Genomic DNA, 17,051 nt, shown 5'->3' with positions numbered 1-17,051 from the left:
TTGGACGGAATTTAAAAGATGAGATATGAAGATTAGATTGAATCCCGTCCTGCTTGTAGGCATTGCCCTGTTGTTTGTCTCCTGTAAAGATAAGGATATAAAAAAAGAGCAGGGCATAGAGGTGAATACGGCCCGCGTATCATCCGTTTCTATGGATGGCGATACGGAGTTTGCCTTTATCGCCCAACCGTTCCGGACCTCCGAACTTTCTTTTCGTGTGAGCGGTCCGGTCGACCAGTTTGACGTGTATACCGGTAACCGGTATAGGCGTGGGAGTATTATAGCCGGTATCGATCCGCGTGATTTCCGGATTCGCCGTAACCGTGCGGAAGCTGTGTTTCTGCAAGCAAAAGCCGAATATGAGCGTATACAGGTTTTGTTTGAGAAAGAAAATGTGGCGGCCAGTGTCTATGAGAAAGCTAAAGCGGATTATGCATCGGCAAAAGCTGCTTTCGAAACAGCCGTGAATGAGTTGGAAGACACGAAACTGCTCGCTCCGTTCGATGGCTATGTCGGAGAGGTTTATCTGGAAAAGTTTCAGGATGTAAAAGCTTCCCAACCTGTGATTTCCTTTATCGATATCGACCGGCTTAAAATAGAAGTCTATGTGACACAGGATATCGCCTGTTCCATACAGCCCCGCGATACGATCCGCCTGCGTTTCGATACACAACCCGATCAAATATATAAAGCAGGCGTGGTCGAGATATCCAAAGGAACGACCCGCAATAACCTGTCCTATCTGTTGACGGCTATCTTGCCGAATGAGGATAACAGATTGTTGTCCGGTATGTCCGGAAAGGCTTTCCTGAAATCTGCCCCTGTGGTTTCCGGGAATATAACCATCCCGCAGGCTGCCCTCTGTCATCGTCCTTCGGTAGGGGATTATGTTTGGGTAGTAAATCCTGAAACAAACCGTGTTGCCCGGCAGTCTGTAACGCTCGGTGAATTGTTGCCGGACGGGACTGTTCGGATAGAAGAGGGGTTGCAGAAGGATGAGGTCGTGGCGACAAGCGGACTTCGTTTCTTGTCGGACGGAATGGAAGTATCAATTTCAGAAAGAGGAAAACGATGAAGCTGGTCAAGTATTTTCTGCAAAAGAAAGCTGTCACGGTGCTGTTGCTGGTCTTAGTCCTGGCCGGTGGGCTTTTCTCGTATGTCAAAATGGGAAAGCTGGAAGATGCTCCTTTTACGATTAAGCAGGCTTTGGTACTGACGCCTTATCCGGGAGCTTCTCCGATGGAAGTGCAGTCGCAGGTGACGGATGTGCTGGAAGAAGCGATTCAATCGCTTGGCGAACTCTATTATCTGAAGACGGAGAATCGTGCAGGGTTATCAAAAATCACAGTTTATGTGAAAAAGGAAATCCGTGCCGATGAGATGCAGCAATTGTGGGACAAGCTACGCCGGAAAGTGAACGATGTGCAGGGAAAGTTACCGGCTGGCGCCGGTACATCTATTGTGAATGACGATTTCGGTGATGTTCTGGGCGTGTTTTATGGCCTGACGGGAGACCGTTATACGTATCGTGAACTGGAAGACCAGGCCAAACAGATCAAGAACGAACTGCTGAAGGTTAAAGATGTCGCTAAAATTGAAATATATGGAGTCCGGACGCCAACGATCGATGTGTCTGTAAGTCCCTCCGTGATGGCACGTAGCGGTATTACGACAGCCGATATCGCCCATGCTTTTGATGCCCAGAACCGAGTGGTGGATGCCGGTGGCATCGATGCCGGACAGAATCGTATCCGGATCGAATCGACCGGTAATTTCTATTCGCTGGATGATATCCGGAACCTGACGATCGTTTCGCGTACCGGAGAGCATTTCCGTCTGGCCGATGTCGCGACGATCGAAGAGAGTTATCAGCAACCGGCCTCCAACCTGATGCGGATAGATGGCAAGCCGGCTGTCGGAATTGCCATCTCTACCGTCCCGACGGGAAATGTGGTGGATATGGCGGAAGCAGTGAAAACCTGTATCGGCAAGTTAACCGAAACCATGCCCGAAGGATTCGAATTGCAATCCATATACGACCAGGGTTACGAATCGGATGTCGCCAATCAGGGCTTTATCCTCAATCTGATCATATCGGTTGTTACCGTTGTGGCGATCCTGTTGTTCTTTATCGGATTTAAGAACGGTATTCTCGTCGGGAGTGGATTGGTCTTTTCCATTTTCGCGACTTTGATCGTGATGTTCGGATCGGGAATCGCTTTGCAACGAATGTCGTTGGCGGCTATTATTATTGCGATGGGAATGTTGGTCGATAATGCGATTGTTGTGTCGGACTCGGCATTGGTCAATATGCAGCGCGGTATGCGTAAACGGGTGGCGATTATGCGGGCTTGTTCGGCAACGGCACTTCCTTTGTTGGCGGCTACCGTGATTGCGATCCTGACCTTCCTGCCTATTTATTATTCGCCTCATATCACCGGCGAACTGTTGTCTTCGTTAGTGGTCGTTATCGGCGTTTCGTTGATGTTCAGTTGGATATTTGCTTTGACGCAGACGCCTTTCTTTATTCAGGAATACGTCCGCCGCCCGCGTCCCGAAGAGTTGCAGGATTCGTTGTTTTCCGGTAAATATTATGAGAAGTTCCGCTCTTCCCTGCATTGGGTGATCCGGCACCGGACAGTTACGCTCGGTAGTTTGGTTGTGATGCTGGTATTGTCAGCCTGGAGCTTCAGGTTTATCCCGAAAGTGTTTGTCCCGGCCTTGGATAAACAATATTTCACCTTGGATATCTGGTTGCCGGAAGGCGTGAAGATAGAAGAGACGGACCGGTTGGCGACGGAAATGGCGGATTATATCCGGGAGTATGAGCAAACAGAAATGATTTCAACTTATGTCGGGCGTACACCCCCGCGCTATTATCTTTCTAATGTGTCGTTTGGGCCGCAGTCCAATTATGCACAAGTTCTGGTCAAATGTAAATCCTCCAAAGAGTCGCGGGAATTGCATGCCTTGCTGCAGGACTCGATTCGTACACGTTTTCCGGGCCCGCTGATTAAAGTCAATAAGTTCGAGTTGAGTCCGCTGACTGAGGCGGTGATAGAAGCCCGTTTCCTCGGACCGGACCCGCAAGTGTTGGATTCGTTGGTCGGAGAGGCTATAGAGATTATGCGGCGTAATCCGAAAGTGGCCGATGCCCGTAATGAATGGGGAAATATGTCGATGATGATCCGTCCGGTCTATGATCCGGTAAAAGCAGGCGCGTTAGGCATAACAAAAGCTTCGATGATGGAATCCGTCAAATCTATCAACGATGGAACGCTGGTCGGTATTTATCGTGATAATGAGAAAAAGGTTCCTGTCCTGTTAAAATCGGATGGGGCGGAGGTGACGGATGCCCGTTCGTTAGGAAACTTTTCCGTATGGAACGGCGAACGGTCGGCTCCTTTGTCGCAAGTGACGGAGCGGATTGAAACAACCTGGGAGTTTCCGCAAGTGCGTACCTATAACCGGCAATTGTCCATGTCTGCCATGTGCGGTGTGAAACCGGGGTACACGATGGCGGAGGTACATGGCGAGATTCGTCATGAGGTGGAACGGATGAAACTTCCGGAAGGATATTCTTTTTTCTGGGACTCTCAATATAAGGACCAAAGAGAAGCCATGCAGGCGATAGCCAAGTTTTTTCCGCTGGCATTCTTGATGTTGGTGGTTGTCTTGGTCGCTTTGTTCGGAAACTTCCGGCAACCGGTAATTATCCTTTGTGTTTTACCCCTGTCGTTGATCGGAGTGGCAGTAGGAATGTTGTTGACCGGTTTTGATTTCGGCTTTTTTCCTATTGCCGGTTGGTTGGGCCTGTTGGGGATGATTATAAAGAATGTGATCGTGTTGCTGGATGAAATCAACGTACAGCGAAAGAAAGGTGTTACCCCGTACACGGCGGTTGTCGAAGCTACCGTCTCCCGAACACGTCCGGTACTGATGGCTGCAACGACTACTATCCTCGGAATGGTTCCGCTTCTTTTCGATGTGGCGTTCGGAGGGATGGCTGCTACTATTATTTTCGGCTTGACGTTTGCCACACTGTTGACTTTGTTTGTAACCCCGGCATTGTATACTCTATTTTATAAGGTAAAAAAAGAACAGATATGAGAAAAGAGTATCTATTGATAAGTGTGTTCCTGCTCTGGACCGGAGTTTCTTATTCCCAACAAAGCTCATTGCTAAAGAAATACCGGTCTATGGCTTTGGAATACAGCCATGATCTGAAATCGGCAGATAAGAATATTTCGGCCAGCATCGAGCTGGAAAAAGCGGCGAAGGCTGACTGGAAACCAAAGCTGTCCGGAAATGCCAATTTCCAGTATACCGGGCAACCGATCCAGTTGACATTGGATCTTCCTGCCCTTGAACAACCGATGACGTTTGAAGGCCGTGACTTGAAATACGGTGTTTCCCTTTCTTTGCTTCAACCTGTTTATACGGGAGGGCGGATTCTGGAATCGATCCGTATGGCCGGACATCGTCATTCGTTAGCCTCCAATCAGGAAGAATTGTTTCGCTCGGCTGTCTGTTACCAGACGGATATGCAATATTGGAATACGGTGGCGCGGAGGGAAATTGTCGATGTGGTGCTTGAGTACCGCAATTCGATGTCTACCTTAGAGCAAACGATTCGCGAGCGGGTAGAGGCGGGCTTGGTTGACCGGCAAGAATTACTGATGGTCGAGGTAAAGAAGAATGAGGCGGAATATCAGTTGTTGCAGGCAAAAAGTAATTTCGAGACAGGCCGTATGGCCCTTAATTCGTTGATCGGAGTGAATTTGCAGGATCCGACCGAAATAGACCGAAGCATTCCGGAGGTCGGCTATACGAATGATATCTGGATATCGGACGGAGCAGGAAGACCGGAGATCCGTATGGCATACGATCAGTTGAAGATGGCGGAAAGCTCATTGAGGTTGACGGATTCCCGCTACAAACCACAGTTATACATTGGGCTGGACGGGAGTTACTCGTCTCCGGGTTATGATTTTCGTGCGGATTTGGATCCTAACTATGTGGTATATGCCAAATTGTCCGTACCTTTGTTCGAGTGGGGAAAACGCAGGAATGAGAAGCGGGCCTCTACAATGAAAATTGGTATGGCAAACGATCAGATCAACAAAGTTGAAGATCAGGTGAACCTTGAAGTGCAAACAGCCCGCACCTCTTTGTCCCAGGCGCTTGAACAGGTGGAACTGGCAGAAAACTCGTTGGGGAAAGCGCGCGAGAACGAGCGGATGGCCTTGGAGCGTTATGCGGAAGGGAAAATATCGGTAGTGGAAGTGATAGAAGCACAGGCGTACCGGCAGACTTCGCAGCTAAATTACGTACAAGCCAAAGCACTTGCCCAGGGCTATTATTCCGGGTTGATAAAGGCGTTAAATAAATATTGATTGTGTGTGAAATAAATATTCTGTAATTTGGATGAAACGGGTATGAAGTGGAATGCAATTTTATATGGTTTGTTGTTTTCCGGGTTAGGAGCTTTTTCCTATCTCTTACTCGTAAATTATACGGAACTATCCGCCCATGTGGCGGATGTTCTGTATTCGAAAGGGGCGTTTGTATTCTTTGTGGCAGCTTTCAATGTCTTGGGGTATTCGACGTTGAGGATCAGTTCGTGGATGAATGATCAGTATGCGTTGAACATTCGGAAAAGATGGAAAATAGTTGTGATCTATGCGATCGTAATGTTGTTGTTGCTCTTGTTGAATTACAGTCTGCTGGTCGTAGCCAAGATGCTGGTCGGTATGGACGATCCGCTTATCTTTCCCAATGGAGGGTGGCGTATTCTGCTGGTCGTCTGGTTGGTCGAGTTGGTTATTTTAGGCTTGTTGCTGGCGAACCGTTCTATCCAGAACACATTGAAATTGCAGCAGGAAGCCGCAGCGTTGCAAAAGGAAAACAATACGGCACGCTACACCGCTTTACAAAACCAGCTGAATCCTCATTTCCTGTTCAATAGCTTGAACACGTTGATTGCCGAAATCGAATACAATCCTGATAATGCGGTCCGTTTTACCAAAAACTTATCCAGTGTATACCGGTATGTCCTGCAAAGCCAGGATAAAACGCTGGTCTCACTCGGAGAAGAGCTGGAGTTCCTGGATTCGTATCTGTTTTTGCATAAGGTGAGGCTGGGAGATTGTATCAGTTGTGTGTGCGATATCCCTGCCGACCTGACGGAAGCGATGCTTCCTCCGCTTACTTTACAATTGTTGGTGGAAAATGTGATCAAGCATAATACGATTACCTCCGCCCGGCCGATGAAGATCGATATTTTCGTGCAGGAAGATCGTCTGGTCGTTTCCAACCCTGTACAGCCCCGTAAAAGCAGGGAATCGTCCGGTATCGGGTTGAAGAATTTGTCAAATCGTTGCAAGCTGATGTTGGGTGAGGAAATCCGGGCCTTACATGAAAAAGAAATGTTTATCGTAAAAGTTCCGTTGTTGGTATGAATAAATTGAATGTAGTCATAATAGAAGATGAGGTACCGGCGGCCCGTTTGTTGAATTCGATGGTGACGCGCCTGCGTCCGGAGTGGAACGTAACTGTCCTGCCGGGCAGTGTAGACGAAGCGGTCCTGTGGTTCCGGGAACACCCGCATCCGGATATTATCTTTCTCGATATACAGTTGGCAGACGGCAATTCGTTTGATTTTCTTTCGGTAGCCAAACCTACTTCGGTTGTTATATTTACGACTGCTTATGATCAGTACGCGGTTCGGGCATTTGCTGTCAACAGTATCGATTATATACTGAAGCCGGTAGACGAAAAGCGTCTTTCGGATGCCATTCTGAAATATGAGACATTGCTGGGGGGCGAATATGTCAAATCGCAGGATTATCTGGAGACTTTACTTGATGCACTGCAACAGAAGGAAAAACGTTACCGGTCTCGTTTCCTGATTTCAGGAGTCGATCGTTTTTGGACGTTACGGGTTGACGATATTGCCTATTTTTATTCGGAAAACAAGGTGACATTTGCTGTTACGAAAAATGGTCAGGAACATATCATTGATTTATCTCTCAATAAATTGACGGATCAATTGGATCCGGCTTGTTTCTTTAGGGCTAATCGGCAGATCATTGTTTGCATTGATGCTATCGACCATGCGGAACCTTATTTTAACGGAAAGATCGTAGTAACGGTACGTCCGCCTTATAAAACCAAAGTGACGATTAGCGAAGAAAAACTCTCTGCGTTCAAATTATGGCTTAATTTTTAGTATTTTTGCCAATATCACATTAAATGTTGCCTTATGAAAGAGATCAAACTGGAAACAAGAATCAGAATATATCCGCTTGTCGAGTTGCCGGATGAAGAATTGCCGTTGATGCAAGCAGCCGTAAAGGCTACGGAACAGTCGTATGCCCCTTACTCGAAGTTTCATGTAGGGGCAGCCGCCCTGTTGGCAAACGGTACGATTGTGACCGGAAGCAATCAGGAAAACGCCGCCTATCCGTCCGGTTTGTGTGCGGAACGGGTGACCTTATTTCATGCCAGCCATCGGTATCCGGATGTCCCGGTTGTTGCGCTTGCCATCGCTGCCGCCACAAATGGCCGCCAGGTAGAAAGTATTTCACCCTGTGGCGCCTGTCGCCAGGTCTTGTTGGAAACAGAACAACGCTACGGCAAACCGATGAAGGTGTTGTTATGCGGGACAAAGGAAGTGATTATAGCGGAGAGTGCCGAATCGTTGTTGCCTCTTTGCTTCGGAGCGAAAGATTTGCAATAAGAAGTTTGGATGTTTTTTTACAATAAGCCCCCTTCTTTGTAGCGCAACCAAAGCAAGAAAAATTGATCATAAACTTGATAGATCCCTTTATCAAAAGTGATGAAATCCTTTTCCAGCAAACCTTTTGCTGCTGATGATACTGACACCTAATACAACGTGTGCGGCCGGAGGTGTCCCGGCTCATTATCCAAGCGAACCAGGTCCATCAGGTCGCATAGGTCGTCGGTTGTGGCGGAGTCTTTGCGCAGTTTGTCGCTTAGGTAATCCACTGTTTCGGAGAAGTCGAAAGCGAGGAGTAGGCAGAAAGACAGATGCCTGTACGACGGGACGCCGCCGTTGCCCTTTCCTTCCGATAGCGAGAGCAGTCGCCGAAGTAGGACGGGTTCGCGGAGGATGTAGACCAGCGAGCCGAACACCGTGTGCCGGCGCAGGTAATCGGCTGTACGTTGCTTGTCGTGCAACAATAGGTTTGTTAGAAACGTACGGTAACTTTTTGCAAGCGTGTCCCACTCCGTAAAAGCGGCATCATAGGCTGCCTTGTAATAGAAAGGATGCTTTTCAGCGGGTAATGTACTCAATTTAAGGTTAAACTTCTTGACCGAAGGGATTTCCTTTCCAAATAAATCTTTTAAGTCTTGATACATAGAACGGGCGCAGAAGATTCTGATTTTCCCTCTGCGCCCGAAAAGCCACCGGACAGATCGGTTATAGCTTTCGCAGTGGTTGAAAGAAACGCTCCGTCAAACGCAGTTCTCCTATTACGATTCCGGCCGCAGCTTTCATTTCCCGCACGGCAGGAAGACAGATTCCGTAGTTGGTGGCCAGTGCGCCGGGGAAGACAATTTCCACCATATAATTGTCTTCCGGCGAAACCATCAAAACCGACAAGATGTATTCTTCTCCGTATCTATCCATGCGATTTAGTGCAGATTATTTTGATATTGTTTTGAAATGATAAATGCTGATTTATCGGTGCGTTTGCTCGTATTTACCGGACGCTGACGGGCGCAGATTACGCAGAGGAACGCAGACTTATTTTCTTTTAAAACAATAAATGATCTGCGTTCAAGGGTTCAGAATTTTCATCAGCCCCTTGCCCGGCTTGAATTTGACACTCTTGCGGGGAGGGATGGGGGCTGGAACGCCTGTACGCGGGTTACGCCCCATGCGGCCGGGCTGTTGCCAGCAGCTGAACTGGCCGAAGTTTTGCAGGCAAATGGAATTACCTTTCCGCAACTCTTCGTTAAAGACGTCGCACAAGGTGTCGAGGTATTGCTGAGATTCTTTACAAGTAATTCCCAACCGGTGGGAAAGGGTTTGTGATAGTTCTTTTTTATTCATTGCTGTTAGTTAATTTGTTGATTGTATTTTTACGCACCGCCCGATAAATCCGAATCCTAAATGACGATTGGAAGAAGATAATTGCCCACCATTTTGACTTAGTTGATACATTTTGAGAGGGGCCGACGACCAGTAAACGCTTGTACTGCCGGGTTCTCCTATTCCTGCATTCATATAACTCAAATAACCGCAATACTGGTACCAGGATACGCCACGATAATAGGCTCCGCGTGTCGTAGTATTCCAATTTTGCATAGTATAACCTTTCATATTTCCTATAAAAGCTGAAGACGGTATCTTCCAACCAGCCGGACAAGGGTCAAACATCGTTTTTGTATCATTTGTCCATAAAGGATAAGTAGTCGACTCTGTCCACCATTTTCCCTTTTCCATATCGCTACTACTATTATCCGTATAAAATACATCCGGATGTGCAATCGCTTTTTGTATCAAATTTGCTTGATTATCGCTACCTTCTATGACTGTTCCAGATCTTAAATAATCTCCTTCCCCATTATATAAAGGACGGAGAATGTTGGAAGAAATACCATTACTTAAAGGGAACGGGTCTTTTCTACCCCATTGATACGCATAGCCGATAGTTGTAATGGCTCCGGGTGTAGCTGTCGTTGCCCCTAAATCCCTGTCCATCCAGGTTCCTCCATCTTGGCTGATATAATAAACGTTTCCACCCGGGACCTCGCCTGTAGTGGCTCCTTTGCCCGGATCATAATCGGATATCCAGATGTGCCAACTCCAGAGTATATCTCCCTTTTGCCCTGCTTCACTGTATGCTGCAAGCAACAGGTTGCCGGAGGCTCCGGGAGAGGCTTTAAACAATGCCTGGCCGGTACTTTCAAAAAAGGTAAGGTCTTGTATCAGCCCGTCGGGAGTATCGGCCGTTTGCCAAACCACTCCAATACTTTTAATTTTAGAGGAAGCTGCGGTACCTACACAGGTTGCATAGTCAGCAATGCCTGAAACCGCAGCACCGGGAGCAACCAACAGATTAATCAAAACAGTTGTTCCGGGTAAAACCATATAACAATTAGCAGCATCACGGGGCGCCGGTAATTCTACGACTTGTATCCGTTTATCAGCCGTATTCATCCCGGCAAGAGAAAAATCGACATTATAAATCCGGTTTGATTCGACGTTGTAATCCGAAACATTGTCATTCCCCAGGTAGATCCTGTACGAAACCAATTTTGGGGCAATTCCATCATTCTGCAATCCGCTGATTTCGACATACGTGCAATACTCTCCCTGTCCGTTGGGTGCGGTCGTATCTGTTTTATCTTTTTCTCCGGTCGCCGTTCCTTTTCCTCGCTTGTTTTCGGGTATATACCAGGTATATCCTCCGGTTATATTTTCTGACACGGAAAGATAGTTCTGGAATTTTTCGGATGTAGCTTCCGGTACGGTTTCAGACCTATTCATTAAGCTGGTTGTTTTGGGAACATTTCTTAATTGTAAACGGACAGGAGTAAACGAAAAAACCGAAGCAATGGAACAGGTGGCATTAATCTTGGCCAATTTCCGGCTAAACTTTACAGATAGGCTCTGCTGTTGTGGATTGATAGCAGTCACCAATGAGGCCGTCATCGGCATGAGACCATCCGATTTACCATTCTCATTAACCGAAATCAGTTGTTGCCGCAACTCACCATATGTCCCGGAAAAGTTTTGTAAGTTTTCTGTATTTGCTACAAAATAAAGGAACTGCTGCTTACCGGGATTGCTTATAGGCTGCATCAATCCCAAATTCAGTTTATCCAAATTTGAATCGGCATAGCGTAGTACCACCAACGGGTCGCTATCATCGCCGGTCCCGTCAAACTGGAAAATTGTAATATTGTGAATCCTGTTTTCTTCATCGCCCAGGTCACCAGGTAATGGCGATTCCGGGGTACGGGTAACAGCAGAATTTAGAAAACTCGCCACATGCATACTAACCGTTAACTCTACAGTCCTGTATTTTTCAACTATAGGCATATCTGTCTCCCGGCTACAAGCTACCAGAAGTATTCCTCCCAATAAGGCGCTTGCAAACCGGATTGCTGATTTTAATCGATTCTTTTCCATTACTAATTATTTTTGACCTTTACACAACGTACCGGAAAGCCATAGGATTGGCTATATAAAGCATTAGGATTGACTGTCCCGTTTGATTGATTTCCGGATGCTGTCAGACTTTGGTGGTACAGACAGTAAGCATTATTACTCCCTTCGGAATTTGTGGAAGACCATAAATAACCTTCACTGGCGGAAGAAGCAGAAGAAGGAAGATTTGAATTTCCGGTATCATATGCTGTTTTTCCTCCCAACCGGTAGATGGCAACATCTCCCGATCCGAAATTGTAAGAAGAATACCGATCCGCACGCCATGTGAAAAAATTCACATTCTGGGTAAAACCATCCCAACTGCCCTTCTGCGGTATGCGCCAGCCGTGCGGACAGGGATCGAAAACAGTTCGCACGTTGTCCTGCCATAGACGTGCGGTTTGCGTACTTTTTTTATACCAGGGACTGCCATCCGCTACTTTATAAAAGACATTCGGCTCCTTCAATGATGAGGTTAACGGGGCAGTTGTCGGAACTGTGCTACTTGTATAATAATTTTTCAGGAACGGATCTTTTCTACCCCATTGATACATCAATTCCGGAACAGCAGGCGTTAACGTATTGGAGGCTCCCAGATTCCTGTCCATCCATTCCTGCCCGTTATAGGATTGCCGTGTTCCCACCAACACATCTACCCGGTTATCATTAATAATATGTGCGTATGGTGTCACCCAGATATGCCAGCTCCAAAGAATCTCGTTCGCCTCACTGTATGCGGCAATCAGGGCATTGCCGGAGGTGCCGTCTTGATTAGGGACGACATTTATCATACCTTGGGCGATAATAGCAGTAATCAGGTTCTCCGATGTCTGCCACAGGATTTTGACACCGGCTATCTTGCTATACCGGTCTTCTATCATCCGGTCTGTGTAGACGATTCCGCTGCCCGCCACATCCACGCCCGGCGCTCTGTATGGGCTGAACGACACTTCGCTTCCCGCTTCGGGAGATACCATAAAACAATTGGCTGGTTCCGAATAGACGAAATTCTTTTTCGTCACCCGGAGGTCGAATGTGTTGACTCCTACGATTGTGGCTTTTACGTCATAAGCCCCGTTTGCCTCGACATCGTAATTGTTGTAGTTGACTGTTCCGTTTTGTTCCGTATGGCTTCCTATATAAAAACGGTAGGTCGCCAACTGGTCCGGCATATTCGGGGTACGGAAGATGCCGCTCAATTCGATATAGGTACAATACTTGTCCGGGGCATTCCCGGCTGTCTTCTCCCACGCTTTTATCACTTTATCTTCTTTTATGCCCCGGCGGTTCATCGGGATATACCAAGTGAAACCTTCGTCTATACGGTCAACGATTGAAGTATAGTCCTTGAAATTTTCAGCCGAACTTGCCGGATATACTTCCGTTGTTTTTTCTACAGCGTCCATATATTTAAACGTCTTCGGGACATTCCGGAGTTTCAGGGCTAAAGGCGTAAATTGCGTATTCGTCACAGTCGGCTTCGCCTCCCAAGTAAAGCGGATACGGGCTACCGGTCTTTTCAGTACGATCGATATTAAATCACTGGTATTCCCCGTAGCGATCGTTACTGTTTGTCCACCAATCATCAGGATATTCAAGTCATTAGTTGTCTTCTGGTCCAGTTCCATCGCCTCTTGTCTAAAATCGCCCAAGGTTTTATTCATGTTCTCATAAGAGGCAAAAACATTTCCGGCATTTGCAATAAACAGGATATAGCTTTCATTCTCCGTTGCACGCAAACCGATTGAATACTGGTCGGTTGTTCCCGCTTCCGGAACCGGTTTATAGAGGTAACGTGAAGTAATACACGGCGCATTGTCATCCGTACCAGTAAACTGGAGGATGGTCAGGTCGTTTATTGTCTCATCACCGCCGGCCTTTGTAGCCACACTTTTTGTATCGCTCTCCGTGTCCGACATCTGCACAACAGTAACCGCCTCTTGGTGGAGAGTACACACAATAGGAACCAAGCCGTCCGTTTCATTGCCGGCGCTGTCCGGAACTTCTGCTTTCGTGCAGCCTCCTACTAAAAGTATCCACAGAAGCAGCAAGCCGATATAAAATTCAGAACGTTTCTCCATGGTTCATTCTCCTCCTAAATTTCCCCCTAAATCGACCGGAGTTCCCCATTCATCCACCGTAACGGACGATGCGATTTCCTGTTCCCCGCTACCGGTTTCATCTTGGGTATTGTTATAGTTGTCCCATGCGGATATGGATACCGTGAAATTCATATAATCCCAACCATAATTCACCATAAACTGATATTGCTTGCCAGGTTCAAATGCAATGTTCGGGATGGTGGCGCGGTATGTTTTAGCACTTGCAGATGCCTCTTTCTCTTCCTGGGATTCCACCGTTACCGTAATCGTAAAAGGTTCCGCCGCCCTCGGAAAAACCAGCAAAGGCTCTTTCTGGGTATTATAATGGCTACCGGTCTGTCCGCTTGGCGCCGTAGTTGAATAATTGAACAGGGTACCGTCGGAATTGTCGATTGTCAACGACTCGTAACGGTCTGTGACTTCCGTTTCCGGAATATATAGTTTGTTGTCCGGCAATAACAGTTTTCCTGATTTTACCATATCGCCGATTACGATAGTCTTTACCTTGAAAGTTTTGAGTGTCGTGTTCGTAGAGACCAGCCGTAAAGTAAATTTAACTTGTGAAGCCAAATGGCTGAGGTCATCGAGTGTAATAGCTGTTTCCTTCGGCTGCATCTGCGCCCGGGTTACGGAACCTAAGAGGTCTGTTCCCCGACTGATCGCAGCCGACTTGCCGTCGTCGGCAAGTGTTTGGGCGGGAAAAACGGCGCAAAAGTCATACGTGCCTGCAGCCAGGTAAAGCGGCTTGCCGTTGTCCGCCGGAACGAGCGAGCCGTCCGACACCTGATAGTTACCCTGGGCTGCCAGCTCATGCGTGTCCGAATTGTAGGCGGCAATGGTGAGGGTGGCATCCGAAGGCAGGCTTTCTGTTTTTGCTGCGCGGGTAATAACCTCTATTCCGGGCAAGTTGAAATCGACAGGATATAAAGTAGCCCCGTCTATCTCTTCCTCCTGCCGGCAAGAGATGGCCAGCAAGAGAATCGTCAGTAGTATATAATTTATCTTCATATCTTTATTCTGTTATTGTTACCTCTTCCATGTGGTCTATATCCATCCCCTGTACTTCCCAGGGAATCACTTTAGGTACGCTGAATGTGGCCGAATAGCGGGCGATCTTGACTTCATATTTATAGGTATAACCCCCTTTTAGTGTCAACACCCCATCGCCGGTTGCCATGATTTCTGCCGTATAACTTTTCTTTTCAACCGGGTTTGCGCCGTTTTCTTCGAAACTTAACCCTGAAAAGTCCAGTTGCAGGGGAACGCCCTGTGCGGAGGAAGAGACCGGAAGCAGGATAAAAGAAACGGTGAATATTTTCGAATCCGTATCGGACGGCTGTGCCTCTTTCCGCTGCCCGTCCGGCTGGTCGAGCGGTATGCCTCCCGTGGCGGCATCCGTTTCGGAAGAGGGCCAGAAAATCATGGAAGAGGGAGTATTGCCTGATGTAAAAGAGGCAGACAGGTCGATATAACTGCCGGTGCTGTCGATCGCCGCAATTCCTACCGATAGCCCGGAGGCGGCTGTATAACCATCCTTGTCCGCCGCAGAAACCGTCAGTTCCACCCGGGTTGCCAGGTGACGGAAAGAGAGGGGGATGGTTGGAGTTTCCTTGTTAAATGTATATCCGCTGCCACCGTTATCGGCTACTGCCATCAGATAGTCCACACCGTTCCGCAAAGAAGCCGTGTGGGGACCTTCTTTCAATACCGGGACTGTTTGCACGGCGTCATTTGTCGACAAGGCATAGAAAAAGAAAGGCACTCCAGTTTGTAAATTCATGGGAGTCTCCGTTTCCAGCACGTCGGCTGCTCCCTCCTTGATGATTACCTTATAATTAGTCGAATAAGCCGGTGCTGTCGAGCCCGAAGGTTTAGTGTTTTTCCAGGCATGCACTGTTACTTTGGCTTCCGGTGTGAGACCCTCCGAACCTGTGGGCGTTTTAGTCGTTGCGAAACCGGCCATAGCGGTGAAACGGACTTCAACGGTTTCCCCACCGGCAGGTTGCGGGTAGTCTTCCACAGTACAGGCGTACAACAGGAGACTGCCTAAAGCAATAAGTATTTCAGATAATTGTCTCATAGCGGCATTTCTTTACTCGGTTTCCGTTTTGTCGGTTACGTTTCCTACTTCTCCACCGGAGGAACCGGTTACCCAGGGTTGTACGGTCGCGCCGGAAAAACTAACCTTACCACCTGACAGCGTCAGTGTATAACGGTTACTTTCACCAGCCTTCCAACCGTTTGCCGCTTCCAATTCGCCGGTGTAGGTGTGTGTAGTCGCGTTTGTCTCATCTCCCACCTTTAATCCTTCAATAACTACACGTATCCACATCTTCTGGCCGCTGCTTTCTTTCAGAGGCATCATATTACAGATGGCTATCTGGTTGACCGGAACAGCTGTTGTCGGCACTGTAGCCGTTTCTTTATCTACTGCCATAGAAAGCATGGAGGATGTGCTTAAAGAAGCGGCAGCAGTACCACAAGCCACAGGTGTTGTCCCTGTCATATTTTCAAAACGGATTTGTCCGTCGTATAAACGCATATAAGCTTTCTCCGTACTGGTTTGTTGTATGCAAACAGTCGCGTTTGCAAAGTTTTTAGCAGCGTCGTTCGACACTGCACATGCTGTTTCGGAGAATACGATCGTTAGTTGGACTTGTGTCGTGACATGTTTGAATTTCAGGGCTATGTTCTGCCCATTGCCATACTGGATCTGCTGCGTTGCCGAAGCAAACAGGTAGTCTACTCCATTTTTCAGACCGGTCGTGATGCCTTTATTCCCATTGCCTGTATTCGTATTGTTCTCATTTTTAAAGGGTATCCCGTTTTCGGCTGTCGTATCAAACGTCGGGACTGCCTCGCTTGAACTATTAGTCGATACGGCATAGAATCCGAATGTGCCGGAAGGAAGGAGCATGGCGGTAGCTTCTTCACCTGCCGGTGCTAAATCCGCTCCGTTGACCGTATAGGCTTTACCACCGGTAATGATAGGCGCCGTAACACCCGTTTTCTGGTGATAAGGATAGATATGAACTTGGGCTCCGGATTCCAAGTTGGTTCCATCCGCACGAGTGAAAGCGGAAGTCTGAAAATGAATTTCCGACATAACGCCGGACTCCGGACCTTCGACCGCTTGTTCATCCGTACAACCGGTTACCAGGCCAATGCATAGTCCGAAGAATAGCAAACTCACAAACTTATATGTTACTTTTAGATACTTCATCGTACTTCCTGTTTTTGTCTTAGTCGAAATCTTCCGTTATGTTTCCGTTAGGGAGTTGCCCATCGTTAACATTCCATGGCTCAATGGATAATCCGGTAAACCCGACTTGGTTACCGGTGATATTAACCGTGTAATTATATTGCTTCCCGGAAGCGAATCCTCCCGCCGGAGTGGTGACCTCTGCTGTATAGAGCTTGTCGGTCTGTTCTGCCAACCCGTTGAAGGTGATCGATGGGAAAACGATGCGAACCGGAATCTTTTGGCCTTCCAGCATCGGAAGCAGGATGCAACCGACGGTAAAGCCGTCCGTAAGGTTGCCTGTGCTTTCCAGAGTGGTATAGCCGGTTATGTCCCCGTCGGCAGTGTTGGTGGCCACCGGGTATTGTCCGATGGGATCATTGGCTCCCAAAGTGATCTTCGAGCCTGCCGGATTTGTCAGCGGCAGGGTGATCTTGGGGGCGTCCGCCTTGATGATTTCTTCGCTGCCTGTGCCACCTTTGCTTGTAACGGTGATTTTTATACGGCTGGCAAGGCGAATGAA

Annotated in this window: 15 protein-coding genes and 1 pseudogene; 6 read left to right on the top strand and 10 right to left on the bottom strand. The window is 47.7% G+C overall.

Annotated features, from left to right (window positions below):
• Positions 1–25 precede the first annotated feature (25 nt).
• The 6 genes from DWU89_RS12690 to cdd are packed head-to-tail and all read left to right on the top strand — an operon-like array spanning position 26 to position 7,741.
• Positions 26–1,075, top strand: a complete 1,050-nt coding sequence (locus DWU89_RS12690) for an efflux RND transporter periplasmic adaptor subunit (RefSeq protein ID WP_115500011.1) — start codon at positions 26–28, stop codon at positions 1,073–1,075.
• Positions 1,072–4,110, top strand: a complete 3,039-nt coding sequence (locus tag DWU89_RS12685) for an efflux RND transporter permease subunit (RefSeq protein WP_115500010.1) — start codon at positions 1,072–1,074, stop codon at positions 4,108–4,110. Before DWU89_RS12690 ends, DWU89_RS12685 begins: the two co-directional genes overlap by 4 nt.
• On the top strand, positions 4,107–5,396 hold the full coding sequence (locus DWU89_RS12680) for a TolC family protein (RefSeq protein ID WP_244205907.1): 1,290 nt from the start codon (positions 4,107–4,109) through the stop codon (positions 5,394–5,396). Before DWU89_RS12685 ends, DWU89_RS12680 begins: the two co-directional genes overlap by 4 nt.
• Before the next feature lie 42 nt (positions 5,397–5,438).
• Complete coding sequence (locus tag DWU89_RS12675) at positions 5,439–6,461, top strand: sensor histidine kinase (RefSeq protein WP_115500035.1); 1,023 nt, start codon at positions 5,439–5,441, stop codon at positions 6,459–6,461.
• The gene (locus tag DWU89_RS12670) at positions 6,458–7,231 is read left to right on the top strand and encodes a LytR/AlgR family response regulator transcription factor (protein WP_115500009.1); all 774 of its coding nucleotides are present in this window, start codon (positions 6,458–6,460) and stop codon (positions 7,229–7,231) included. The genes DWU89_RS12675 and DWU89_RS12670 overlap by 4 nt, the downstream gene beginning before the upstream one ends.
• Before the next feature lie 33 nt (positions 7,232–7,264).
• On the top strand, positions 7,265–7,741 hold the full coding sequence (gene cdd / locus DWU89_RS12665) for a cytidine deaminase (protein ID WP_115500008.1): 477 nt from the start codon (positions 7,265–7,267) through the stop codon (positions 7,739–7,741).
• 17 nt (positions 7,742–7,758) lie between these two features.
• Here the strand turns inward: cdd and DWU89_RS21095 are convergent.
• The 10 genes and pseudogenes from DWU89_RS21095 to DWU89_RS12615 all read right to left on the bottom strand — a co-directional run.
• Positions 7,759–7,884 (bottom strand): annotated as a pseudogene (locus tag DWU89_RS21095) (ATPase); the annotation flags it as partial.
• Positions 7,885–7,887: 3 nt separating this feature from the next.
• Complete coding sequence (locus DWU89_RS12655; protein WP_115500007.1) at positions 7,888–8,385, bottom strand: hypothetical protein; 498 nt, start codon at positions 8,383–8,385, stop codon at positions 7,888–7,890.
• A 61-nt stretch (positions 8,386–8,446) separates the two neighbouring features.
• Entirely contained in the window at positions 8,447–8,656 is a 210-nt protein-coding gene (locus tag DWU89_RS12650) for a hypothetical protein (RefSeq protein ID WP_187574937.1), read from the bottom strand.
• Positions 8,657–8,806: 150 nt separating this feature from the next.
• Positions 8,807–9,082: an HU family DNA-binding protein gene (locus DWU89_RS12645; protein WP_115500006.1), complete on the bottom strand. Its 276-nt coding sequence runs from the start codon at positions 9,080–9,082 to the stop codon at positions 8,807–8,809.
• A gap of 9 nt (positions 9,083–9,091) precedes the next feature.
• A complete protein-coding gene (locus tag DWU89_RS12640) occupies positions 9,092–11,167 on the bottom strand; it encodes a DUF4906 domain-containing protein (protein WP_115500005.1) in 2,076 nt (691 codons plus the stop codon).
• Positions 11,168–11,169: 2 nt separating this feature from the next.
• Positions 11,170–13,266 (bottom strand): FISUMP domain-containing protein, encoded by a 2,097-nt coding sequence (locus DWU89_RS12635; RefSeq protein WP_115500004.1) that lies wholly within the window; start codon positions 13,264–13,266, stop codon positions 11,170–11,172.
• A 3-nt stretch (positions 13,267–13,269) separates the two neighbouring features.
• The gene (locus tag DWU89_RS12630) at positions 13,270–14,295 is read right to left on the bottom strand and encodes a BF2992 family fimbrillin-A clan protein (RefSeq protein ID WP_115500003.1); all 1,026 of its coding nucleotides are present in this window, start codon (positions 14,293–14,295) and stop codon (positions 13,270–13,272) included.
• Positions 14,296–14,299: 4 nt separating this feature from the next.
• A complete protein-coding gene (locus tag DWU89_RS12625; protein WP_115500002.1) occupies positions 14,300–15,367 on the bottom strand; it encodes a fimbrillin family protein in 1,068 nt (355 codons plus the stop codon).
• 12 nt (positions 15,368–15,379) lie between these two features.
• Positions 15,380–16,510 (bottom strand): fimbrillin family protein, encoded by a 1,131-nt coding sequence (locus DWU89_RS12620; protein WP_115500001.1) that lies wholly within the window; start codon positions 16,508–16,510, stop codon positions 15,380–15,382.
• 19 nt (positions 16,511–16,529) lie between these two features.
• The coding region (locus tag DWU89_RS12615; protein ID WP_147292115.1) for a fimbrillin family protein at positions 16,530–17,051 on the bottom strand (522 nt) is incomplete at its 5' end.

The organism is Parabacteroides acidifaciens (assembly GCF_003363715.1).
Classification (GTDB): domain Bacteria; phylum Bacteroidota; class Bacteroidia; order Bacteroidales; family Tannerellaceae; genus Parabacteroides; species Parabacteroides acidifaciens.
The sequence above is the reverse complement of the archived record's forward strand: the minus strand, read 5'-3'. Positions and strand labels throughout refer to the sequence as shown.

What these genes read in the sequence shown, in the direction of transcription:
- DWU89_RS12690 (WP_115500011.1), top strand. Translation starts at nt 26, where the DNA reads ATGAAGATTAGATTGAATCCCGTCCTGCTTGTAGGCATTGCCCTGTTG.
- DWU89_RS12685 (WP_115500010.1), top strand. Translation starts at nt 1,072, where the DNA reads ATGAAGCTGGTCAAGTATTTTCTGCAAAAGAAAGCTGTCACGGTGCTG.
- DWU89_RS12680 (WP_244205907.1), top strand. Translation starts at nt 4,107, where the DNA reads ATGAGAAAAGAGTATCTATTGATAAGTGTGTTCCTGCTCTGGACCGGA.
- DWU89_RS12675 (WP_115500035.1), top strand. Translation starts at nt 5,439, where the DNA reads ATGAAGTGGAATGCAATTTTATATGGTTTGTTGTTTTCCGGGTTAGGA.
- DWU89_RS12670 (WP_115500009.1), top strand. Translation starts at nt 6,458, where the DNA reads ATGAATAAATTGAATGTAGTCATAATAGAAGATGAGGTACCGGCGGCC.
- cdd (WP_115500008.1), top strand. Translation starts at nt 7,265, where the DNA reads ATGAAAGAGATCAAACTGGAAACAAGAATCAGAATATATCCGCTTGTC.
- DWU89_RS12655 (WP_115500007.1), bottom strand. Translation starts at nt 8,385, where the DNA reads ATGTATCAAGACTTAAAAGATTTATTTGGAAAGGAAATCCCTTCGGTC.
- DWU89_RS12650 (WP_187574937.1), bottom strand. Translation starts at nt 8,656, where the DNA reads ATGGATAGATACGGAGAAGAATACATCTTGTCGGTTTTGATGGTTTCG.
- DWU89_RS12645 (WP_115500006.1), bottom strand. Translation starts at nt 9,082, where the DNA reads ATGAATAAAAAAGAACTATCACAAACCCTTTCCCACCGGTTGGGAATT.
- DWU89_RS12640 (WP_115500005.1), bottom strand. Translation starts at nt 11,167, where the DNA reads ATGGAAAAGAATCGATTAAAATCAGCAATCCGGTTTGCAAGCGCCTTA.
- DWU89_RS12635 (WP_115500004.1), bottom strand. Translation starts at nt 13,266, where the DNA reads ATGGAGAAACGTTCTGAATTTTATATCGGCTTGCTGCTTCTGTGGATA.
- DWU89_RS12630 (WP_115500003.1), bottom strand. Translation starts at nt 14,295, where the DNA reads ATGAAGATAAATTATATACTACTGACGATTCTCTTGCTGGCCATCTCT.
- DWU89_RS12625 (WP_115500002.1), bottom strand. Translation starts at nt 15,367, where the DNA reads ATGAGACAATTATCTGAAATACTTATTGCTTTAGGCAGTCTCCTGTTG.
- DWU89_RS12620 (WP_115500001.1), bottom strand. Translation starts at nt 16,510, where the DNA reads ATGAAGTATCTAAAAGTAACATATAAGTTTGTGAGTTTGCTATTCTTC.